The organism is Oscillibacter sp. PC13, from assembly GCF_900115635.1.
Taxonomy (GTDB): domain Bacteria; phylum Bacillota; class Clostridia; order Oscillospirales; family Oscillospiraceae; genus Oscillibacter.
This window is the reverse complement of record NZ_FOXE01000001.1, coordinates 99,912-122,926: the sequence shown is the minus strand read 5'-3', so window position 1 is coordinate 122,926 and position 23,015 is coordinate 99,912. Positions and strand designations below refer to the sequence as shown.

Sequence of the window (23,015 nt, the reverse complement as noted above, 5' to 3'; positions counted from 1 at the left end):
GGCACTCTGGACGGACTTTTTTCAGTCCTCAAACCGCGATGAATGATGCAGCGAGTGGAAGGAATTGTACCTGCAAAAAGCAGGAAGAGAAATGGGAAACCCATTTCCGGACAGCGGCCCAGATCTGGGGTGTACACTTTAGGATGGCCACACGGGTAACAAAAAATCTTTATTCAGCGGAACAAAGGGCGTGTACAGCTTCCATCTGAAGCTGGGATTGCTTTTTGAACATTCCCAAATCATTCATAATTGTTACAATCCGGAATCCCTGCTGAATCCGCTCGGCGGCAGCCTCCGGGGAACCGGTGACAATGCCGGGGATTTTGTTGTTCTTCTGGCAGGCACAGAGAATTTTGTCAATGGCAGCGGAAACTTCCGGGTTTTTGAGATCCTGAGGATGCCCCATGTCCAGGGACAGATCTCCGGTACCAATAAAAATAGAATCCAGACCGTCCATCTGTGCGATCTCGTCCACGTTGCGGAGGCCCTCGCAGGTTTCACATTGGAACATGGTAAAGAGCGCGTCGTTGGCCTCTTGGATGTAATGGTCATACGCGCCCCAGCGGGGACCGCGGCCGGCATTCATGCCCCGGGCGCCCAATGGCGGAAATTTTACCGCATCCATAATGTATTTGGCGTCGGTCATGTTGTTGACCATTGGAACCAAAAGACCGTGAGCACCTACGTCCAAAATCCTGCGCATCAGCTTGGTCTCTATCGTATAGACCCGGGGAATCGCTACCATATCATAAGCCTCTGCCGCACGGATCATATCCACCATGGTCTCCAGGCCCAGCGGAGAATGCTCCATGTCCAGAATGACAAAATCAAGACCGTTCATGCCCAAAATTTCAACGTTGGTGGGGCTGCAGGAGGCAACGAAAGCGCCCAGCACGTAATCTTTTTTTGCAAGCTTTTCCTTTAGAAGATTCTTCATATGCATGGATATATCACTGTTCCTTCTTATTCGAATTCTGAAGGCCAATCAGCATAGCTCAAACATCGTGGCCATGGCCTGACCGCCGCCGATGCACAAGGAGGCAATGCCGTAACGTACGTTCCGGCGGGCCATCTCCCGAATCAGTGTCATACTGATCCGGCAGCCGGTGCAGCCAACTGCGTGTCCCAGTGCAATGGCGCCGCCGTTGACATTGACAAGAGCGGGGTCCAGATCCAGATCCTGAATGCAGGCGACGGCTTGGGCGGCAAAGGCCTCATTCAGCTCTATAAGTCCGACATCTTTGCGGCTGATGCCGGTTTTTTTCTCCAGCTTTTCAATGGCGCTGACCGGCGCATAGCCCATAATGGCAGGATCCAGGGCGGTGGAGACGGCAGCAACAAATCTGGCCAAAGGCTTGAGTCCCAGCTGCGCGGCCTTTTCGGGGGTAGTCATCATGACTACGGCAGAGCCGTCGTTGCAGGGGGAGGCGTTGCCGGCAGTTACCGTGCCGCCGTCGGGCATAAAGATGGGCTTCAGTTTGGCAAAATTTTCGTACCGGGCGTCCTTGATATAGGTTTCATCGTGATCAAAGACAACTTCCGTCTTCTTCTGACGCACCGTAATGGGCACGATATCCTGGTCGTATTTGCCCCCGGCCCAGGCTTTTTCCGCCCGGCGATGGCTCTCCACGGCAAAATGGTCCTGCATCTCCCGGGTGATGCCGCACTTTTTAGCCACATTCTCGGCGGTAATGCCCATGTGATAATTCTTGAAGGGGTCTACCAGACCGTCATGGAGCATACTGTCCTCCACCCGGCCTGGTCCCATGCGATAGCCCCAGCGGGCCTTCGGCAGGATGTAGGGAATGGCGCTCATGGTCTCGCAGCCACCGGCAATCACCAGATCGTTGTCACCCACCTGGATGGACTGCGCGGCGCACTGCATGGCTTTCATGGCCGTGGCACAATTTTTATTGGGGGTAAATGCCGGTGTAGTCTCCGGCAGACCGGCGTAAAGCGCGCATTGCCGTGCCGGATTTGCCTTGGTACCCGCCTGAAAGTGGGTGCCGATGATGACCTCGTCCACTTCGTGGGGGTCAATGCCGCTGCGCTGGACCACTGCTTTAACGCACTCAGCACCATGTACCGGAGCGGGGACATCCCGCAGGGAACCGCCGAATTTTCCGGTGGCGGTGCGGGCCATGGCTACAATCACAACATCTCTTAACTCGCTCATCATGAAATCCTTCTTTCCGTCAATACCCGAAAGCTCAGACAGCTTCCAGAACATTCAAATTTTTGCTGATGCTCAAATGGGCTTCTGTAGCTGCCTGAATCTGCTCCACAGAATAGTCTGCAAACCGCTCTGTCAGCTCCAGGCCGTTTGGAGTTACCTTGATAACTCCCATCTCTGTGACAATGGTGTCCACCACGCCCACAGCCGTCAGGGGAAGTGTACAGTTTTTCATGATTTTGGGTGTGCCCCTGCTGGTGTGTTGCATGGCGATGATCACCCTGCGGGCGCCCACCACCAGATCCATTGCGCCGCCCATGCCAACCACCAGTTTGCCGGGCACCGCCCAGTTGGCAAGGGAGCCGTGTTCATCCACCTGCATGGCGCCGAGAACCGTCATGTCGATATGGCCGCCGCGGATCAAGCTGAAGCTCTCAGCCGAATCAAAAAAGCATGCGCCGGGCTTGATGGCGGAATAATGGCCGCCTGCATCCAGCAAATCCGGCTGGGGATCTGTGACCTCTGCGCCGGTGGCAATGCCCAGAAAACCATTTTCGGATTCAAATGTCACATCGATATCTGCCGGAATAAACTGTGCGACCTTCATGGGGAGACCAATCCCCAGATTGACCACATCACCGGACTTCAGCTCCTGTGCTACGCGGCGGGCAATCCGATCCTTTAAATCCAGCATGGCTCTTCCCCCTCTACAATCGATTCCACAAGAATGCCTGGCGTCATAATATAGTTGGGATCAAGCGTGCCCACCTCGACGACCTTTTCGGCACCGACGATGACGTGGTCTGCCGCCATTGCCATCACGGGGTTGAAGTTGCGGGTTGCCATGTTGTAGAAAACATTTCCGCTTTTATCCACAATGCTGCCGCGGATCAGGGCGAACTCCGCATGAAAAGGCTCTTCCACCAGATAGGTTTTCCCCCTGATTTCAATGGTGGACTTGCCCTCGGCTACCACGGTTCCAAGTCCAACCGGCGTAATCACGCCGCCAAGCCCCACACCGCCCGCGCGGATTTGCTCCACCAGGGTTCCCTGGGGAATCAGATGATACTCCACGTCGTATACAACATCGCCGGGTTTGCGGCTGCCGACTTCCGTATTCACACCCACATGGGAAGCGTACAAGGTCTTTACCTGGCCCTTTCGCAGCAGGGCGCCTGCGCCGATACCGGCACGTCCTGCGTCACAGCTGATAACCGTCAGATCTTTGTATCCCATTTCGGCCAATGCCGCGCACAGCTGGTTTGGAGACCCTGCGCCGGCAAAACCGCCAATCATGATGACCGCACCATCGTGGAGGCCCTTCAGCGCCTCCCGTGCGGTTTTCACTTTGTTGACCAATGTAAAATTCCTCCTATGTACACCGCCCTCTTTTTAAGGCGCGTATGTTTTTACGGCATCTGCCTGCGGCCGCAGGCAGATGCCGTGAAAGTGGCCGCGGCCTTTCCGCTCTGTCCAGAGGCCCGGCCAATCAAAGGTTACTTCTCCAGTCCGGCAACGAACTCGTCGTAAGCATCCACATATTCCATGCGGTCAGGGAAGAAGACGTCCAGATTCATGACAGGCACGTCGCTGTCATAAACGTGGATGTAATGCTCCACACCGGCGGGCACCCACAGCCAGGAACCCTCCTTCATGCGGTAGGCCTTTCCCTCCACATAGTAATCACACTGGCCGCGCAGGACGATAGCCAGCTGCGCATGGGGATGGGTGTGGGGACGAACGGCGTTGCCGTTCTGGCACTCCGCCACAGCCAATGTGCAGCCCTTGGTGTGGGCGCCTGCAAATACCACGCGGCCGATACCGGCGCGGACGGGCTGCCAGGGGGATTCGTAGAAATTGCCGTGTACGGCTTCACTTGCCTTTGCCATGATAACTTACCTCCAAAAATTCAATTGATATGTTTATTAAAATTATTAAAAATGAAAAAGGAAACAGGTAAAAGGGATTAGTCCAGACCAAGCAGCATGGCGGGGGTTTTCTTACCCATGAGGTTGATCTGCTCCTCTGTGACACCGAACTTGTCCGCCAGCAGGTTGATGAACTGCAGCATGCCGGTAATGGGATCCACATTGATCTTTTGGCCAAGATCGGAGTCCAGCACGATTTTCTCGGTGGGAATAGTCTCCAGAATTTTGCCGGCCATTTCATCCGGGCAGGTGCCGGACTTTGCAACGGAGCTGAACACGGCGGCATTCAGCTCGATGTAGGCGCCCAGATCCGCCCACTCCCGCATCTGCTCATAGGTGGCGTTGACCAGAAAATGGGGGTGGTTGACGCAAATTTTCTTTACACCCAGTTCCGCCGCCTTGCGGACAACAGCGTCTACCTCGTGGGCATAGCCGTGGCCGGTGCACAGCACGACTTCGGGATGCTTGTTGGCAATGAAGGCAATGACTTCCTCTGCTGCGGGATTCAGCTTGCCGGCCTCATCCACATACTTGATGCCGTTATCCACCACGGAACTGTCGCCGGACCCAACGAATTTGTGGCCGCCGGAATGGCCGACGATGTGATTGACGCAGGAGACCGTGGGCATGTAGATGGTTTTGGCGCCCATGTTGCAGGCGGCGTCCACCGCATAGACATTGAACAGGCCCACAGAGCGGTTCAGAGCCAGCCCGCCGAAGCACTGGCAGCCGTTTTTGGAGTGGTGCTCGGTAATCATCCGGGTTCCCATCATGGTGGGGAAGTAGTGATCCTTCACCAGAAAGGCGCGGTAACCAGCCTCGCCGGCCATCTCCATCATTTCGTCTGCGTCAACTCTGCGCACGGCGACAGAGGGACCCGCGTGAACGTGCATGTCCACAAATCCCTCCAGAATGCGTTTGGAAAAGCTCATTGTTGAAATCCAGTCCTTTCTATATTGAAGCGTTGCAATTTTAAGTGGCGGAAAACAGATTGGGAATAAACATCACCAACTGGGGAATAAATGCCATCAGCAGCACAACTGCCATGGCGGCCAAGACAAACGGCCAAACGGATTTGCTTAGTTTGGCCAGTGGTACGCCAGAGATATTGGAGGTTACGAACAGCAGCATGCCGACGGGCGGCGTGATGAGACCGATGGTCAGCATCAGACAGAAGATGATACCGAAGTGAATGGGATCAATCCCCACCGCAGCTGCCAGGGGATAGAATACCGGGGTAAAAACATACATGGCGGCAAAGGCGTCCATCACGCATCCGATGCCCAGCAGACATACAATGATCAAAAGCATGACCACCTGCGGGTTGTTGGTGACGGAGAGAATCGCGTTGGTGATTTTATTGGGGATGTCGTCAATGGACATGCTCCAGCCGATGATATTGCCGAACGCAACAATCAGCATAATGGCAGCCGTGGTGATGCCGGTATTCAACAGCACATTGGGCATGGCCTTTACATCAAAGGAACGGTAGATCAAGCTGGCAAGTACTGCGGCCACCACAGCCACGGCACCAGATTCGGTAGGGGTAAAGACACCGCCCATGACACCGCCGATGATGACAATTGGAACCAGCAGAGCGGGAATGGCTTTTACAAAAGCGATGCCGCAGGCCTGGGGATCGAAGCGCTCCTTGGACTTTTTATAGCCCCGTTTTTTCGTGTAATAGGCGATGACACTTGCATAGCCGACACCCAGGAGAACCCCGGGAACCACACCTGCCATAAACATCTTGGAGACAGATACACCAGTGAGCACACCGTAAATAATAAAGGTCATGCTGGGTGGAATGATGGGGCCGAGCACGCCGGATGCAGCGATTAGGGAGCCAGTAAAATCAGCGTCGTAGCCATCCTTTGCCATCTCTGCAATGAGAATCGCACAGAGAATGGCGGTGACGGCATTGGCAGACCCCAGAATAGCGGAGAGCACCATGGCCAAAATGACGCAGCAGTAAGCCATGCCGCCGGGAATCCAGCCAACCATCTCCCGTGCCAGATTCAAAAGCCGCTTGGTAACACCGCCCTTGTTCATCAGTTCGCCGGCCAGGACGAAGAAGGGAATACACATTAGAGAGAAGGAGTTTACGCCGGTAAATAGGCGCTGGGTGATGATGGACATGTACGCCGGCTCGCCGATGGCAAACAGGTGCGTGATGCCCGCCAGGCCCAAAACAAAGGCCATGGGAACGCCGGCGAGCAGAGTAATGACAAATATAATTGCAACAATGCCCATTTCTCAGCTCTCCTTTCCTTCGCTTTTTGTGTTCTTGGGGGTGAGATCCGAGGAAAACGCATCGAACAGATGCTCAATGGCGAACAGAACTAGCAGAGTAAAGCCAATGGGAATGGTCAGATAGACGTAGGTCATTTTCAGCTTCAGTCCCGTGCTGTACATGTTGGCAATCTGGGGCGTGAATGAATAGGTGTACCCTTGGACACAAAGATAGATGCATACGCCGATGATCAGGATGGTCACCACGATATCAATTGCCTTTTTGATGTTTTCCCCAAGGTGGCTGGTTACCAGATCAAGGCAGGCCAATGCGCCGGCGCGATAGGCTGCGGCACCGCCAAAGAAGGAGGTTGCAACCAAAAGGAAGCGGACCAGCTCTTCTGCCCAGATAAAGGACAAGCCGAAAATATAGCGGCGGATGACTTCCATAAAGGTGACACAGACCATGACCACCAGAATAACGGCGATACAGGCTCGGATCAAAGAATAGATCGCACCCATCAGCTTTTCATAGGCCGCAAAAACTTTTCTCACAGAAATCCTCCTTTTCAGCAGGTTGAATGAAGATACTTACAGCCCCTCTGCCATCTCAATGAAGGCCTTGATCAGGGGATCTTTACTCTTATAGGCCTCAATCACATCCGTAACGGCATCCTTGAAAGGCGTGGGATCCTCGATAGCGGTGATTTCCACACCGGCGGTTTCCATCGCCTCCATACCGGCGGCCTCCGCCTCAGGCAGGTGCTGGTCAAAGAGGTAGTTGTAGCCATTGGTAAAGCTGCTTTGCAAAACCTCCTGATCCTCAGCGGAGAGGGAATTGAACCACTCGGCGTTGGCAAAGATGCAGGTCGCGAAGGGATAGATGCCCATGTCGCTGAAATATTTCAGAACCTCATAGTGCTTTTCAGAATAAATGGAGGTGATATTAATCTCTTCACCATCAATGGTGCCGTTCTGAAGACCGGTATAGATATCACCGTAAGCCAGGTTGGAGGGGTTTGCACCCATAGCGGAGAAGGAATCAATCAGCAGATCAGAGGGGACCACCCGCATCTTCAGCCCCTTCAGATCCTCCAAATTGGCAATGGCGTGCTTGTTATTAGCAAGGTACCGCATACCGGAGTCATAGGAGACCAGAATCTTCACGCCGGTGGCTTCTTCCACGGCATCAAAAATCGCCTGCGCCTCCTCGGTCTGCATGGCCGCGCGTTCCTTATCATAGGAGTCCAGGACAAAAGGAACTGCAAAAGCGTCCAACAAGTTGGTGTAAGTGCTGAAGGCAGAGGCTGCAGTGCCACCCATCTGAATGGTGCCGGCCATAACCTGCTGCAGAATTTCTGCGTCATCGCCCAGCTGGCGCGCACCGAAGTAGGAGAACTGAATGTCGCTGTTGGCTTCAATGTCGTCAATGACGTCCAGAGCGGTGGCGTAACTGGGGAGCGTGTCCTGCCCGCCAGTGGCCATTTTGCAAACAATGCCGTCAGAAGAATCGTTCTGTGTGGGGGCGTCGCTGCCGGAAGTTCCGGAATCACTGGGGGTACTGGAACTGCCGCAGCCAGTCAGCGTCAGCATCGTGCCGAACATTGCGGTACATAGGAGAAGCGCGGTGACTTTTTTCATTTGCTTGCCAAATTTCTTTTCCATAACCAAACCCTCTTTTTCAAAATATATGTTTCAGAAAATGCGGAAGCATTTCCTATAACATTTCAACAAAAGACTTTGTCGGGACAATACAAGGAGCTTCAACCCAAAGTAAAATTCAAGAATGGGAACGCTCCCAAAAATGAGAAAAATGAAAACCGCGTGCTTGTGATGCTTCAAAAAGAAAAAGCAATACAGATAGCGGCAGGGAGAACCAAAGAAAACATGGCATAAAAATTGTTTAGTGGGACCGTTCCCAATACTGGCAAAAAACCATCCCCTGTCAACGGAGGAAAGAAAAATGTTCTTGCGCCGGTATAACAGGGGATCAGGGATTGTATACGTCCAGAGAGGAAAACAACTGTGTTTCCTTTTCCTTTTCAGGGCGATTTATGCGATCCAGCAAGAGGGTTGCTGCGGCCTTGCCGATTTCCTGCAGCCTTGGACCCGCATAGATGAACTCGCCCTCTCCATAGAAACTTGGAGGCTGCTCACAGATGGCCATTCCATAATCCCTTCGAAGCACCAGGCCATGCTGCTGGGCATAGGTCATGGCGCCAAGGCACATCAGAAAATTATTACAGCAAAGAGCCACGGAGTCGGTACCCTGCTTCAGACACTGCTGGGCCAGCATATAGCCGCTGTCCTGCCGAAGATTGCCGCGGCGAACCATATCCGGCGTCACCGGCAACCCGGCATCTTCCATTGCCTGGCGATACCCGCGCTCTCGCTCGGCGCTGATGAAAGACATCGTGGAGTTACCGGAAAAATGGTAAATTTTCCGATATCCACGTTCAATTAAAGCCTTGGTGGCATATAGTCCGGCTTGGTAGTCATCACCGAAAATCTGATCGAACAGGTCGTTTTCCCGATGGCAATTCAAAAGCACCACCGGACAACCAGATTCCTTTAATTCTTGGTTTACCTGATCGCTGTTAAAGCCGGTCATCGGAATAATTCCTGCAAAATGGCAAATTTTTGCCATTTGGATGGAAGTCACTTCACGTTTATGCTCATAACCACTGTCAAAAACAACAACCATGAAACCGTTCTCTTCCAGGGTTGTCTCAATACCGGCCAGAGCCTGGGTAAAGAAGTGGTTTTGGATGTCACCGACGATTACAAGAACCATGGGAAGCGTACCAGTGACCATGCCGCGGGCCAGAATATCCGGCTGGTAGCCAAGCTTCTGAACGGCTTTCATCACACGCTCACGCGTTTCTGGCTTTACGTTGGGCGCATTGTTGATCACCCGGGAAACCGTGGACTTTGACATGCCGGATACAGCTGCCAAATCTTTAATCGTAATCACGTGTGCCCTCACCTATCCTTTCTGTGGGAACGTTCCATCTGCATTCATAATAACGAGCTGTATCCACAATGTCAATGCGGCAAAGTTCACATAATTTTGTCAAAAATTTTGGAGGCTATGCCTGGACAAATGAGTCTGGGTTGGTCTTGATGGGGCCACCGTATCTGAAAAAACATCAGCGTAGGAGGAATGCGGTTCTCGTATGATGCGGCCTAGGCAGAGAGCGGGCCGTGTCGAAGGAGAACGGGCGCTCTCTTGCGCCGCTTATTGGGAAATGGTATGATAAGCAGGCAATCTCAAAGAAATGCGGGGAATGTCATGAAAAAACTGGTTGCTGGGATTCTAGCCCATGTGGATGCGGGAAAAACCACATTATCGGAGGCGATGCTCTACCGGGGCGGCTGTCTGCGGAAACTTGGCCGGGTGGATCACCAGGACGCCTTTCTGGATACCGATGCGATTGAGCGGGAGCGGGGCATCACGATTTTCTCCAAGCAGGCCGTGCTGCCGCTGCCCTCGGCAGAGATAACGCTGCTGGATACGCCTGGCCATGTGGATTTTTCCGCAGAGATGGAGCGGACGCTGCGCGTGCTGGACTGTGCCATTCTGGTGATCAGCGGCACCGATGGAGTTCAAGGCCACACCCGGACGTTGTGGAGACTTTTGGAGCAGTATCATGTCCCTGTGTTTTTATTTGTCAATAAAATGGATCTGGCAGGTGCGGAACGCACGGCCCTGATGCAGGGGCTGAAAAGCCAGCTGAGCAGCGGCTGTGTGGATGCCCAGGCAGAGAAGGGACACATTCAGGAGGAGGCTGCCCTTTGCGATGAGGAGCTGCTGTCCCGCTTTTTGGAGGGAAGTCCGGTAGAAGACAGAGACATCGCGGCGCTGGTGGCAGCGCGAAAATTGTTTCCCTGCTTTTTCGGCTCAGCGTTGAAGCTGGAGGGTGTAGATGCATTTTTGGAAGGGCTTTCCAGCTATGCGCCGTCCCCGGCTTATCCGGTAGAGTTTGGTGCGCGGGTCTATAAGATCGCCAGAGACGCTCAGGGAAACCGCTTGACTTATTTGAAGGTCACTGGAGGCCGTCTGCGGGTAAAGGAGCCCCTTGCAGGGCACTGCCAGGGGGATGGCGCGCCCTGGGAAGAGAAGAGTGATCAGATTCGGATTTATTCCGGGAGTAAATTTCAGCCTGTGGAAGAGGCCCGCGCCGGTACAGTCTGCGCGGTGACGGGGCTGAGTCATACGTATCCCGGAGAGGGACTGGGGTTTGAAACGGACTGGACAGCGCCGCTGCTGGAGCCGGTACTGTCCTATCAGGTGCAGCTGCCGGACGGCTGCGACCCACACACGGCACTGCAGAAGCTGCGGCTGCTGGAGGAGGAGGATCCACAGCTTCACATCGCCTGGCAGGAGTCTTTGCGGGAGATCCATCTCCAACTGATGGGAGAGGTACAGCTGGAAATTTTACAGCGTGTGCTTCAAGGGCGGTTTGGCCTGGCGGTCACCTTTGGAGAGGGCGGCATCGTCTACCGGGAGACCATCACCCGTACTGCCGAGGGTGTGGGCCATTTCGAGCCGCTGCGGCACTATGCGGAGGTGCATCTTCTGTTGGAACCGGGTGATCCCGGCAGCGGCGTTCAGTTGGCTACAGCCTGTCCGGAGGATCAGCTGGATCGTAATTGGCAGCACTTGATTTTGACCCATCTGGCGGAGCGGGATCATCCCGGTGTGCTGACTGGCGCTCCGCTGACGGATGTAAAAATCACCCTGCTGGCGGGCCGGGCCCACGTCAAGCACACAGAGGGTGGTGATTTCCGCCAGGCTACCTACCGGGCGGTGCGGCAGGGATTGATGCAGGCGGAGAGCATCCTGCTGGAGCCCTGGTACGATTTTCGCCTGGAGCTGCCCGATGAACAGGTGGGGCGGGCGATGAGTGACCTGCAGCGGATGAGTGGGGAGGTCTCTTCACCGGAGACCACCGGGGACGGGACGGTGCTCACCGGTATGGCTCCGGTTTCAGAACTGCGGGACTATGCCCGGGAGGTGGCGGCCTATACCCGGGGCCGGGGGCGGCTTACCTGTATGCTGCGGGGATATGCACCTTGCCACAATCAGGAGGCGGTATTGGCCGCTGCGGGATACGACCCGGAGCGGGATACCGAAAACCCGGCAGATTCCGTTTTCTGCGCGCATGGAGCGGGCGTGATTGTCAAGTGGGATGAGGTCCGCAGCCACATGCATGTGGACAGCGGCTGGCGGCCAGCGGAAGAGCGCAGAGAGCAGGAGACTACCCGGCCGGCGGCCCGCCGCGTACCGGCGGATTATGCAGGGACTTTGGCCCAGGATAAGGAACTTCAGGAAATTTTTGAAAAAACCTATGGCCCGGTAAAGCGCAGAGGCTTTCTTCCGCCAAAAGAACCGAAACGCGCTCCGGAAGGCCTTTCAGAGGAGCGAAGGGTGATCCGGCAACAGAGCCGGGGACCGGAATATCTGCTGGTGGACGGCTATAACATTATCTTTGCCTGGGACGAGCTGAAGGCTGTGGCCAGGGACAGTTTAGATGCCGCCAGAAAACAGCTGTGTGATCTCTTAAGCAATTACCAGGGCTTTAAAAAGTGTGTGGTCATTGTGGTGTTTGACGCCTATAAGGTCAAAGGGAACCCGGGATCCGTCAGCCGCTATCACAATATCTATGTGGTCTACACAAAGGAGGCGGAGACGGCAGATGCCTACATTGAAAAGGCCACATATGAGATCGGACGGCAGCACCGGGTAAGGGTGGCCACCTCAGACGGCCCGGAGCAGCTGATCATCCTGGGACACGGGGCGCTGCGCCTTTCTGCCAGTGCTTTCCGGGAGGAGGTAGATCAAGTGCGGGAACAGATTGCAGGGATTCTCTCTGCCAATAATCAGAAGCAGAAGACCGGAGCTGTCCGGACTGCCTTGGAACGGGCGCATAAGCATGGGGAGAATGGGGAGGAGGAAACGCCATGATCATAGCGGGCCTCGCTGCGGGGATTGCCGCAGGATTGTGTACACTGGCGCGCTGGTATCTGGAGCGCAGCAGTCTACGAACCACGGGAAGGGGAGGCCGTGCCGTGCTCCAGCCCCTGTACAATGAAGGAGCGGGCTTTGGCTGTGGCTGGCTGTGGGGGCGGGGGCTGCTTGCAGGATCAGCCGCCGCTTTGGCGGCACTGCTGTGGGAAATCCGGCATCACCGGGGCGTTTTGGCGAAGCTTGGTGGCGGAATAGCGCTTGGCGGCGGAATCGGCAACCTGTGGGAACGGATCCGGTATGGGCGCGTTTTTGATTATATCCGGTTTCCAAAGGCACCCGGGTGCCTGAGACAGTGGGTATTCAACCTGGCAGATTTCTTCATTTTTATTGGCATCGGATGTTTGCTGCTTGGCAGTCTGCGCAGAAAAAAGTAAACAGAAAAACGCCCTGCAGAATGGATCCCTGCAGGGCGTTTCGTTTTATTTTTCAGGATGGGAGGAACTGCCGCCCTGCTCCATCAGCTTCCGGTTTTCATCCAGCAGACGGTCGGCCACAATATCCAACTGCGCTGTCTCCCGATAGTGATCCACAAGGACGCTGGCTTCCGGCTTTGGCGCGTTTTTAAATACCAGCTTCAGCAGAATGGGCGTCAGGATCGTGCCGCCGATCACCGTGATAATGACCGGTGTCATCATGGCACTGGAGAGTACGCCCAAGGCAAGCCCCTGATTGGCGACAATCAGAGCGACTTCGCCGCGGCATGCCATGCCCACGCCGACCTGCAGGGATTCCCGCCCGTCAAAGCCGCAGAATTTAGCGCCCAGACCGCAGCCCACCATTTTGGAGATGACGGAGATCACCAGCAGCAGGATGGAGAACAGCACCAGCGTGCCGTTAAGGGTTCCCACGGTGACATTAATGCCGATGCTGGCAAAAAACACCGGGGTCAGCAAAAGATAGCTGAGTGGTTCGTATTTTGACTGAATATAGGTGGCTTTTGGGGTGCAGGAGATGACCAACCCGGCGGCATAAGCGCCGGTAATGTCCGCCACACCAAAGAACTCTTCCGCGCAGTAGGCCATCACCAGACATAAGACAAACGCCAGCACCGGATAGCGGCGGAGGTTCTGCTCATGATTGCGCTCCATCATCCAGCGGAACAGCCGGAGCGCCGCATATCCCGCTGCCAGGGCAAATGCGAAAAACAGCGCAATTTTGATAAGGACAAGAAGAAGGCTTTCCCCTCCGCCAGCCACGCTGCTGACAATGGTCAGGGCAATCAGGCCCAGAACATCGTCGATGAGGGCTGCAGCCAGAATGGTATTGCCCACTTTGGTGTCCAGCTTTCCCATCTCCTTCAGGGTTTCTACCGTGATGCTGACAGAGGTGGCAGTGAGAATGGTGCCCACGAAAACATCCTCCAAAAAACCACCGTCAGAAACCATTCCGGATTTTGCAGCACCCCAGGCCAGGGCCGTCCCCATGACCAGAGGAACCACAACACCGCAGAGTGCCACTGAAAAACCAGCTTTTCCGCTGTTCTTCAGCTCTTGAATGTTGGTGCCCATACCAGCAGAGAACATCAGCACAATCACGCCCAGTTCCGAGAGCTGGGAAAGAAATCCAGTCTCCGCCAGAATGTTCAGCCCTGCGGGGCCCAACAACAGTCCTGCCAGCAGGGCGCCGACCACCTGGGGCATCTGAAAGCGCTGGGTAAACAGCCCCAACAGCTTGGTGCTCAACAAAATCAGGGCTAAATCCATTAAAAAATGATAGGACATAAAAGCTCCTCCTTGGGAATTTGGCGCCCAAACAGTGGACGCAATCGTTCAGTGTACCTTATCATAGTCCCTTTTCCGGCATTTGCAAGAGGAAAAACGCTAAGGGTATGTTAAAAATAAACAATAAAATATGGGAGAAATAGTCTATATAGACAAAAACTTAAAGCGGGGTCATTTTTGAAAAAGGAAAAGGGGAATTCACGTGTTGAAAGTGAAAGGAGCTGAGCACTTGGATTCATTTGGTACCGATGAAGACATTCGCCGCATAGTGTCCCAGTACAGTCCCATGCTGCTGCGAATTCCTGTGTATGGGCGGGCGCTGCAGCGGATGCGGAGGACGCTGTGCAGGAGACATTTCTGCGCCTGCTGACTGCTCGCCCCGACTTCCGGGATTCCCAGCACGAAAAAGCGTGGCTGATACGTGTCACACTTCGGCGGGCCAGCGACATTTGCCGGAAGGCGGGACACGGGACGATTTCGCTGGAAGAAGCACCGCAGATGGCCTTAACAGAGCGGGACACCCAGATCCTTTCCGCCGTACAGGCTTTGCCGGAGAAATGCGGCGCGGTCATTCACTTTTACTATTATGAAGGGTATTCCATAAAAGAGGTCGCACATTTGATGGGCCTGCCCACACCGACGGTGGGGACCCGCCTCGCCCGGGGAAGAGCCCGGCTGAGAGAACTTTTGAAGGAGGACACAAATGAATAAAGAGGAATATCGCAGAGCCATAGACCACGTCTCCTTCTCACCGGACTTTCAGGTGCGGACGGAGGAACTGCTGCAAAAGCACCGGCAGGCCATGAAACAGGAGGACCCGCTGTTGGCGGCATTTGAAAGTGAGGGCGCACTGCTTCTGGACGAGACTGTCCAGAGCGGGGATTATACCATCACCCTGGCAGGGCTGGTTTCGGGCCGGGGGATTTCCAAGTGGTGTCAGGACGCGGAGGCTGACCGCACACCTATGACCGACGCGGAATTGGCGGCACTTTCCGGGGAGAAGGATCCGGACGTTTCCCAGTTGGAGGAGAGCGGCGAAAAAAACTGTCATTCTGAAAGAGAATATACAATGAACAGAGGATAAAAAGCAGGGCGGAGAGGAAGACCCCGCTCCGCCCTGCTTTTTCGTGGATCATGAAAACAGCAGCTGCCAGCCCAGCTTCAAAAACAACAGGGCCAGCACCAAAAAAATCATCCCGCGGACCCGTTTGGATCCGCCGCGAATTGCGTACCGGGCGCCGAACCAATTGCCAAGTACACAGCACACGGCAGCGGGAAACACCAGACTCCACAATACCTTGCCGCTCACCGCCCAGGAAATGGCGGCTGCCACATTGGAGGCCAGATTGGCAACCTTTGCACAGCCGGAGGCTGTCAGCAGATCCATGCCCAGCACCAGGGTAAAGGCCATGATCAGAAAGGTACCGGTACCTGGTCCCACCAGACCGTCATAAAGGCCGATGATCAAACCGATGGCCAGACTCAGGGCCATCTGCTGGTGCGGCGTCCAGCGGCGCTGAACAGGCGCAGTGCCCAAATCCTTCTTGACCGCCATGATCACTGCCACTGCCGGCAGCGCGGCCAGAATACAACCCTGCAGTACCTGCTCAGAACACCATAGAGCCAAACGCACCCCTAAAGCACCGCCTGCCAAGGCACCGGCCGCCGCCAACAGAGCTGCCTGAAGATGGACTTTTCCACTGCGGATGTAGCTGAGGGTAGCAACGCCTGTGCCGATGGAATTGACCAGCTTATTGGTGCCGGAGGCAAGATGGACTGGAATTCCGACAAACAGATACGCGGGCAGGGAGATGAGCCCGCCGCCGCCGGCCACAGAGTCTACAAATCCCGCCAAAAACAACATGGGGCAGATCACCAGATATACGCAGAGCTCCACCAAATTCGCCTCATTCCTGCACCAAATGCCAAAATACCGCACTAGTGTAGCACACTTGGGCGAAGGAGGCAAGGTGGTATCTTGAAAGTTGCTGGACTCTTATATCAGGCGGGGACGGTAGAGATGCAGCCAGCGGTCCAGCTGCAGAAAATAGGCAATGGTCTGGGGCGCGGTCATCAGCTGACCGTACCAGGGCTGGGGATCATCGTGGGTCAGGAGGGCCTCCAACGCCTCACGCCGGATAAAGGCAAACATGGGAGACGTCCCCTCGTCCAGCAGCCGCTGCAGCCGTTGGGATACCAGGCGGAGATAAGCGGGGTGTACAGTTTTGGGATAAGGGCTTTTTTTCCGGCGCAGCACTTCCTCCGGAAGCCATTCCGCCATGGCGGCGCGCAGCAGTCCTTTCTCCTGTCCGCCCAGATTCCGCAGTTCGCCGGGAACATTATATAGATACTCTGCTATCCGCCAGTCGCAGAAGGGAACCCGAACCTCCAAAGCGCTCCACATGCTCATGCGGTCTTTCCGGTCCAGCAGCGTTTGCATGAACCAATCCATATTCAGCCGCATCAGTTGACGGCTGCGGCGCTGCTCCGGCGTGTCAGTGTCCAGGCAGTCCACCTGCCGAAGGGTGCCCCGGTACCGCTGGCGGACGATTTCCTCCGCATCCAGCCGGGCGGCATATTCCGGTGTCAGAAAAGAGGCGCGCCAAGCGGTGGACTGGGCCCAGGGAAACCCGTTTTCCGGCCGCACGGAAGGATCCCGGAACCAGGGATAGCCCCCAAAAATCTCATCGGCACACTCGCCGGAGATGGCCACTGTCACCTGCTCCTTGACGGCTTGGCAGAATAGAAGCAAAGAGGAGTCAATATCGGCCATGCCAGGAAGATCCCGGGCTTCCGCAGCGTCAAACAGGGCGCGGGCCACCTGGGGCGGCTCCAGCACCACATTGGTGTGGCGGCTGCCCAAAAACGCCGCCATGCTGGCAATGTAGGGATTGTCAGAGGAGGGCTGAAATTTGCCGGATGTAAAGTAGAGATCGTTGTCTTGATAATCCACAGAAAAGGTTTGCAGTACCTCCCCCTTTTCCGCCAGTGCCCTGGCGGCTACAGCACTGATAATGCTGGAGTCCAGCCCCCCGGAAAGAAAGGTACCCACCGGCATATCGCTGACCAGCTGCCGCCGAATGGCGTCCTCCACGAGAAAACGCACGTGTTCGATGGTGTCCGCCTCACACTCCGTATGTGCCCGGGCCTGCAGGGACCAGTATTTCCAAAGCCGCAGGCCGCCCTCCCGGGAGAAGGTGCCGCACTGTCCCGGCAGCAGCTCACGAACACCCCGGAATACGCCGCAGCCCGGTGTCCGGCCGGGACCGATCAGCACCAGTTCCGCCACGCCGTTGCCGTCAAGTTCGACGGGGACGGCCGGATGCCGCAGCAGTGCCTTCAGTTCCGAAGCAAACACCAACCCGCCGCCGGACAGCAAGGAAAAGAACAGAGGCTTTACCCCCATGCGATCCCGGGCCAGGAAGAGGGTTTCCGCCGCTGCTTCCCATATAGCGAAGGCGAAGATGCCGTTGAAGCGGCTTACGCAGTCTGTTCCCCACTCCATATACGATTTCAGCAGCACCTCTGTGTCGGAGTGGCCGGAAAAGGTCCAGCCCAGGCGGCTCAATGCCGACCGCAGCTCCTCCGTGTTATAGAGCTCCCCGTTGTATACCAGTGTACACGCCCGGCTGCCTTGGCAGACGGTCATGGGCTGCCGGCCGCGCTCTGCGTCGATCACACAAAGGCGCGTGTGAGACAGCGCCGCATGCTCTGCCAAAAATACGCCTTCTTGATCCGGCCCCCGCCGCCGAAGCACCGCCTGCATCTGTTTCAACGTTTCCACCTGCGTCTGCAGGTTCTGATCATAATCAATTTGCCCGGCAATGCCGCACATCTGAAAACACCTCCTAAAAAATGAAGGAGCCCACGGTATCGTGAGCTCCTTTGCCCTTTTTCAGAATATGCGGAAATGCTTGCCCATGTGCATCCGATCGGATTAATGGGTCTTTGATGGCGCATGCTCCTTGTCTTCAAGCGACGTTTCGGAAGAAACTGCTGTCGCCGGATCTGCTGTGTTGCCTGAGGTCTCAGACGGAAGGCAGCCTTTTTTGGAATGCGGTTTGGCACCCATGGCTTTCAGAACCTTTCCGGCCCGGGAAGGCTTCACAGGCGGATTTGTCCGCCAGGAAAGACTGGTTTTGTTAAACAGCGGTTCACACGCACATAAAACCGAGGGCATGATAAACAGGCTGACAGCAGCGGAAATCAGTGCACCCCGGGCCAGCATGATGCACATGGATCCGATCAGATCGATGGAGGATACAAAGGACACGCCTAATGTGGCGCAAAACAGCACCAGGGCACTGGTGACAATTGCGGCGTCAGAAGAGTCTGCGGCAATCCGGATGGCGTGCATACGGTCCTTGCCGCTGCGCAGCTCTTCCTGAAAACGGGAGGTCATCAAAATGGCGTAGTCCACGGTGGCACCCAACTGAACGCAGCTGATGATGGTGGGGGCAATGAAGGGGATGGACGCGCCGGTAAAATAGCAAAAGCCCTGGTTGATGAAAATGGCCAGCTCAATGGTGGCAACCAGGATTACGGGCACGGACAGAGATTTAAACACCCATGCGACGATGAGGAAGATGGCCAGAATAGAGATGTCGTTGGACACTACAAAGTCCACGGCAGTGGTGTCAATCAAATCCTGATACATAGCGCCCTCGCCGGTGATCATGGCGTCCGGATCGTACGTGTGAAGAATACTGCCCAGGGTTTCCAGCTGGGCGGCTACCTCCTCAGTGGCGGGATCATAGCTGGAGTTGATCATCATCAGCTGATATCCGTTCTGCCTCAGCATATCCTTTACCTCGTCAGGAATAAAGAAGTCCGGAATACCGGTGCCCAGCATGCCGTGATAAGAAAGGGTGGAAGTGACACCGGGTACCGCCTCAATCTGGTTTTCCAGCTCGTTCATATCTGTGGCGGGAATATCGTCCCGCAGCACTACAAAATGGGAGGTGGCCATATCGAAATCATCTTTCAGTTTCTCATTGGAAATGATGGAAGGCAGATCCCGGGGCAGGGACTCGTCCAGCTTGTAGTATATGCCGGCATGGTCCTGCGCGTAGTAGGCTGGGAGAAACAGAACAATGAACAGCACCAGAAAGGCGCGGCGATGGCGGAGAATAAAGTCGTTGACCTTGTCAAAGCTGGGAATCAGCGGCTTGTGCATATGCCGTGTGATCTGTCTGTCAAAAATCAGGACCAGGCTGGGCAGCACCAGAATCACAGTGGCCACGCCCAGCACAACGCCCTTGGCCATGACAATGCCGATATTCCGGCCCAGCGTCAGCCGCATGGCACACAAGGCCAGAAACCCGGCGATGGTGGTGAGGCTGGATCCGGACAGGGAGCGGAATGCCGCAACAATGGCGGCGGCCATGGCGTCCCGCTTGTCGTCATAATTTCCCCGCTCCTCCTCAAACCGGTGGTAGAGAAAGATGGAGTAGTCCATGGTAACGCCCAGCTGCAGCACGGCTGCGATCGCCTTGGTGATATAGGAAATTTCCCCCAGAAAGATGTTGGTTCCAAAGTTGTAGACAATGGCAAGGCCGATGCTGGCGAGAAATACGAACGGCAGGACAGTGGACTCCAGCGTCAGCAGCATGGCTGCCAGGGCCAGCACCACTGCCAGCCCAACGAAGATAGGCAGCTCGCTGTCCATCAGATCCCGGGTATCCTTAATTACCACGGAGAAGCCAGCAAGAAAACACTTCTCATTACAGACGTTCCGTACCTGCTGGATAGCATCCATGGTTTCGTCGGAGGCGCCGGGTTGATCATATTGAATGATCATCATGGTCGCGTCGCCGGAGAAGAACATATCCCGGAAATTGGAGGGAATCATGTCGGTTGGAATCTGGATGCCCACCATGTTGCTGATCCAAACGGCGTTGGAGACTCCGGGAATGTCCTGGATGGTATGGATCAAATCATTGCTGTACCCAGCAGGCATATCCTCCACGATAAGCATACTGGTGGCAGCCATTTTAAAGGGGTCCTCCAAGAGCTTTTCCCCTTGGGAAGAGGGCAGATCCTGCGGCAGATAGGAGAGAATATCGTAATTGATGCGGGTGGCGGCATAGCCAAGCACCGAGGGAATCAGCATCAGGACGGCAATCAGGGCCACCAATTTTGGCTTCCGCGTCAACCCGCGTGCAATTTTTTCAATCATATGAACGCACCTTCCATTTCAAGATTCCGGCGGTTCAACGGAAAATTCCGGTGATGGCGTTCCAGAAATCCTTGAACATTTGGGCGACACGGCTCCAGAAGGTGCCGTTATCCGCTGCCGCTGCGGTATGCGCTTCCTCCTCGGGCTCCTCAACTTTGATTTCCTGGGAACGGATAAGCACCTGAATGCTCTGCGGAGAAGGATTCCTCTGATCGGTAAGAGAGATGGCTTCGGCTGTGGCGTCCATGTTCAGCAGGTTGTCAATGTCTCCGGTGTGTTCATTCCAGGTATCCTCGATGATATCACTCATCGCATCCTTGGAGGCCTTGATGCTGCCGGAGGTGGCCATGACATCGGCGGTGCGGCGGAGCACAGAGGCAAGACTGTCCAGCGTTTTCTGCGTGCCGGCATCCAGCTGGGTTCCGGAACGCTGCAGCAGGTCTTCCGCTGCGGCGATCAAAGACTCAGTATCCCGAACAGTGGAAGCTGCGCTGGTGCTGAGATTTTCCACCGTATTCAACGTGGACTGCAGTGTAGGCTCATAATCGTTCAGTGTTTTTCGCAGAGAGTCTGCGCCATCCACGATATCCTGCAGCTTGTCAGCGGAACGGCGCAGGGCGGCAGTCAGGTTATCGGCGTCGTCCAGCAGATCCACGACATCGTCCAACTGGTCACACACATCCGCCAAATCCCCAACCACACTGGCGGTGGGACCCGCAATCCCTTTCAGTGTGGAGGTGAGCTGGCTTTTCAGCTGATTGAGGCTTTTGGTGGTGCTGTCCAGCCCGCTGGTAATCAAATCGACTGCGGCACCGCCAACCGTACTGCTCTCATCAGAAGTGTCATCCGTCTGTCCGCCTTCTCCTTCGGCGGCGCCGGCACTGCCTTCCGAACCGGCATCACTCGAACCGGCATCACTCGAACCGGCGTCCGGATTGCTGCCATCGGCCGGATCATTCAGCAGCAGGGAGGCAGTCAGCGGATTGCTGCCAGATTCTGCGGCAGTGCTCTCCCCGCTGGCATCTTCCGCAGCATTTGCGGAGTCACTGCTTTCCAGATCTCCGCTGGAATACACGATCCAAAGATCGTTCATCTGCTTGGCCTGCTCCTTGCTGATCCCGGGCAGCTGCTCACAGAAGGTCTGGAAGGAAGCACCGGACATGGCCAGGCTGTGAAGGGCCTTCAGCTGCTGGGCGGACTTCCAGTAAGCCTGCTGCTCTGCGGAGAGATCCCCGACCAGCTCTGCGGGAATGTTGACCAGCAGCATCAACTGGCCCGCCATCGCCTCCGCCTCGGCACTGGTGCTGGCTGTTCCGTTGATCACCAGCATTTTTGCCATAAACCGTTCCAGATCCGCTTCCTCATAGGCACTGTGAATGGTTTTCACCTGCTTGACGGTCTCCCGGCTGGAAGTGGAAATGTCCTCATCTCCGCCGGAGGAACCGTTGGAGATCTTATTCAGCGCGGACTTCAGCGTGCGAAGACTGCCCTCCATGTCTGCGGCGCTTTGAGCCAGACGCTTTAGGTCATCGTGGCCGCCCTCCAGGTTCTCCAGCGCGTTTTCCATGTCGGACAGCTGGCCTTTTAAAGAAACCGTGGTATCCATAATGGAATTCAAAGCTGCCTTGGAGTCTGTGACCGTCTGGCTCAGGGATCGCACCTGCTCTGCCACCGGATCCAGAAGATCTGCCAGATTGCTCAGGTCACTACGAAGAACATCGGTTCCGCTATAAAGAACATCCTTCCCGTCGGAGAAGGTTCCCCTGGCCTGGTTCAGCTGATCCAGGCCGCCGGCAGCGGCATTCAAACTGCCGGTCATATTGCTCATGGCGCTGAGCAAATCATCCAGACTGCCGGAGAGCTTGTGGTAATCGTCCTCCAGGTCATCCTTTCGCTCGCTGAGCTTGGCGATTTCCTCCAGTTGTGAGAGGGTGGCGGGCACCATCAGAAATGTCATGCCGTCAAAGGCAAAGTCCTCGGCACCCACCCGAATGGTGAAGTGCTGCTCTTCGCCGGGCAGGGCAAGAAACAGCACGGCCCGCAGGTTGCCAATCAGCTGCACCTGGGCGCCGGGAGCCTCCAGAGACAGGAGGTTGTCCTGGTTAAAGAGTGCCATGGCTTCTAAGGTATAGTTGTACCGGGCGTATTGGCTGGCATTCTCATTTGGAATGACATCCGTGGTGATTTCCACTACGCCGGTTTTTCCTGCTAAATCCTCTGCCTTCGTAGGCACGCCGTTGAGCGTATAGTGCATGGACAGCGTCCAGGGCAGGTTCTGGAAGGGCTGGGTAGTCTTCCCCTCAAAATAAAAATGGGAGGGTGCCGTTTCGCCGTCAAAGCGAAAGGAGGTCACGCCATCCCGCACGGTGGGCATGGTGCCGTCTGTCAGATTGATGACCTCGTCGTATGTACCGTAGTCTGTCAGAGCCGTGGTGCCATTCAGCGTATAGCTCTTTACCACGCTGCCCTCTTTCAGGTTGCCGTAGTAGTCCATTGTGGCGTAATAGGCCTCATCATAGGTGGGGGCCACGCCATCTCCGATGGGCTCTGCAGCGGAAGCTGGGATACATGCAGCCGCCATAGCGCCCGCCAGCAGCATGGCCGGTAGACGATGATGAGAAGCGGAGTGGAAATGGGACTTCATAAAGAAACTCCTCTCGTGAATCAACAAGTGTTGAATAATAAAATATTGTTGATTTATTTTTCAAGGGAGATTATAATACTCACAAAAGAAAAACACAATGGACACATA

General features: G+C 55.4%; 19 protein-coding genes. 4 read left to right on the top strand and 15 right to left on the bottom strand.

The genetic code is table 11. The annotated features are described in order from the left end of the window. Positions 1 to 169: 169 nt before the first annotated feature. The 10 genes from BMZ81_RS00625 to BMZ81_RS00575 all read right to left on the bottom strand — a co-directional run bounded on the left by BMZ81_RS00625 (position 170) and on the right by BMZ81_RS00575 (position 9,307). Positions 170 to 943 (bottom strand): HpcH/HpaI aldolase family protein, encoded by a 774-nt coding sequence (locus tag BMZ81_RS00625; protein WP_242942526.1) that lies wholly within the window; start codon positions 941 to 943, stop codon positions 170 to 172. 42 nt (positions 944 to 985) lie between these two features. Continuing rightward, on the bottom strand, positions 986 to 2,176 hold the full coding sequence (locus BMZ81_RS00620) for a thiolase family protein (RefSeq protein ID WP_091127736.1): 1,191 nt from the start codon (positions 2,174 to 2,176) through the stop codon (positions 986 to 988). A gap of 34 nt (positions 2,177 to 2,210) precedes the next feature. Continuing rightward, a complete protein-coding gene (locus tag BMZ81_RS00615; RefSeq protein WP_091127663.1) occupies positions 2,211 to 2,867 on the bottom strand; it encodes a 3-oxoacid CoA-transferase subunit B in 657 nt (218 codons plus the stop codon). Beyond that, positions 2,855 to 3,532, bottom strand: a complete 678-nt coding sequence (locus BMZ81_RS00610; RefSeq protein WP_091127662.1) for a CoA transferase subunit A — start codon at positions 3,530 to 3,532, stop codon at positions 2,855 to 2,857. The genes BMZ81_RS00615 and BMZ81_RS00610 overlap by 13 nt, the downstream gene beginning before the upstream one ends. Before the next feature lie 137 nt (positions 3,533 to 3,669). Next, entirely contained in the window at positions 3,670 to 4,062 is a 393-nt protein-coding gene (locus BMZ81_RS00605; RefSeq protein WP_091127661.1) for an AraC family ligand binding domain-containing protein, read from the bottom strand. 77 nt (positions 4,063 to 4,139) lie between these two features. Further along, positions 4,140 to 5,033 carry a DUF6282 family protein gene (locus BMZ81_RS00600; RefSeq protein WP_091127660.1) on the bottom strand — a complete coding sequence of 298 codons (894 nt, stop codon included), beginning with the start codon at positions 5,031 to 5,033 and terminating at the stop codon, positions 4,140 to 4,142. A gap of 40 nt (positions 5,034 to 5,073) precedes the next feature. Then, positions 5,074 to 6,354, bottom strand: a complete 1,281-nt coding sequence (locus tag BMZ81_RS00595; protein WP_091127659.1) for a TRAP transporter large permease — start codon at positions 6,352 to 6,354, stop codon at positions 5,074 to 5,076. Positions 6,355 to 6,357: 3 nt separating this feature from the next. Then, the gene (locus BMZ81_RS00590) at positions 6,358 to 6,888 is read right to left on the bottom strand and encodes a TRAP transporter small permease (protein WP_091127658.1); all 531 of its coding nucleotides are present in this window, start codon (positions 6,886 to 6,888) and stop codon (positions 6,358 to 6,360) included. Between the two features lie 36 nt (positions 6,889 to 6,924). After that, positions 6,925 to 7,998: a TRAP transporter substrate-binding protein gene (locus BMZ81_RS00585; RefSeq protein WP_091127657.1), complete on the bottom strand. Its 1,074-nt coding sequence runs from the start codon at positions 7,996 to 7,998 to the stop codon at positions 6,925 to 6,927. Positions 7,999 to 8,323: 325 nt separating this feature from the next. Next, positions 8,324 to 9,307, bottom strand: coding sequence for a LacI family DNA-binding transcriptional regulator (locus BMZ81_RS00575; protein ID WP_091127655.1), 984 nt, complete (start codon positions 9,305 to 9,307; stop codon positions 8,324 to 8,326). Positions 9,308 to 9,625: 318 nt separating this feature from the next. Between BMZ81_RS00575 and BMZ81_RS00570 the strand changes: the two genes are divergently transcribed. After that, positions 9,626 to 12,301 carry a translation factor GTPase family protein gene (locus tag BMZ81_RS00570; protein WP_091127654.1) on the top strand — a complete coding sequence of 892 codons (2,676 nt, stop codon included), beginning with the start codon at positions 9,626 to 9,628 and terminating at the stop codon, positions 12,299 to 12,301. Then, positions 12,298 to 12,738 carry a signal peptidase II gene (locus BMZ81_RS00565; protein WP_091127653.1) on the top strand — a complete coding sequence of 147 codons (441 nt, stop codon included), beginning with the start codon at positions 12,298 to 12,300 and terminating at the stop codon, positions 12,736 to 12,738. Before BMZ81_RS00570 ends, BMZ81_RS00565 begins: the two co-directional genes overlap by 4 nt. A 45-nt stretch (positions 12,739 to 12,783) precedes the next feature. Here BMZ81_RS00565 and BMZ81_RS00560 read toward each other — a convergent pair whose 3' ends face one another. Continuing rightward, a complete protein-coding gene (locus BMZ81_RS00560) occupies positions 12,784 to 14,085 on the bottom strand; it encodes a cation:proton antiporter (protein WP_091127652.1) in 1,302 nt (433 codons plus the stop codon). A gap of 342 nt (positions 14,086 to 14,427) precedes the next feature. On the opposite strand from BMZ81_RS00560, the gene BMZ81_RS00555 reads away from it, so the two are divergent. Together BMZ81_RS00555 and BMZ81_RS00550 are read left to right on the top strand one after the other, a co-directional pair. Next, positions 14,428 to 14,796: an RNA polymerase sigma factor gene (locus tag BMZ81_RS00555; RefSeq protein ID WP_242942525.1), complete on the top strand. Its 369-nt coding sequence runs from the start codon at positions 14,428 to 14,430 to the stop codon at positions 14,794 to 14,796. Further along, on the top strand, positions 14,789 to 15,169 hold the full coding sequence (locus tag BMZ81_RS00550) for a hypothetical protein (RefSeq protein WP_091127651.1): 381 nt from the start codon (positions 14,789 to 14,791) through the stop codon (positions 15,167 to 15,169). Before BMZ81_RS00555 ends, BMZ81_RS00550 begins: the two co-directional genes overlap by 8 nt. A gap of 48 nt (positions 15,170 to 15,217) precedes the next feature. On the opposite strand, the gene BMZ81_RS00545 is transcribed toward BMZ81_RS00550, so the two are convergent. From BMZ81_RS00545 to BMZ81_RS00530, 4 genes are all read right to left on the bottom strand, one after another. After that, complete coding sequence (locus BMZ81_RS00545; RefSeq protein ID WP_242942524.1) at positions 15,218 to 15,982, bottom strand: sulfite exporter TauE/SafE family protein; 765 nt, start codon at positions 15,980 to 15,982, stop codon at positions 15,218 to 15,220. A 99-nt stretch (positions 15,983 to 16,081) separates the two neighbouring features. Further along, positions 16,082 to 17,920 (bottom strand): asparagine synthase (glutamine-hydrolyzing), encoded by a 1,839-nt coding sequence (gene asnB, locus BMZ81_RS00540; RefSeq protein WP_091127650.1) that lies wholly within the window; start codon positions 17,918 to 17,920, stop codon positions 16,082 to 16,084. Between the two features lie 102 nt (positions 17,921 to 18,022). Further along, positions 18,023 to 20,263, bottom strand: coding sequence for an efflux RND transporter permease subunit (locus BMZ81_RS00535; protein WP_091127649.1), 2,241 nt, complete (start codon positions 20,261 to 20,263; stop codon positions 18,023 to 18,025). A gap of 34 nt (positions 20,264 to 20,297) precedes the next feature. Next, complete coding sequence (locus BMZ81_RS00530) at positions 20,298 to 22,907, bottom strand: hypothetical protein (protein WP_091127648.1); 2,610 nt, start codon at positions 22,905 to 22,907, stop codon at positions 20,298 to 20,300. Between the last annotated feature and the right edge of the window lie 108 nt (positions 22,908 to 23,015).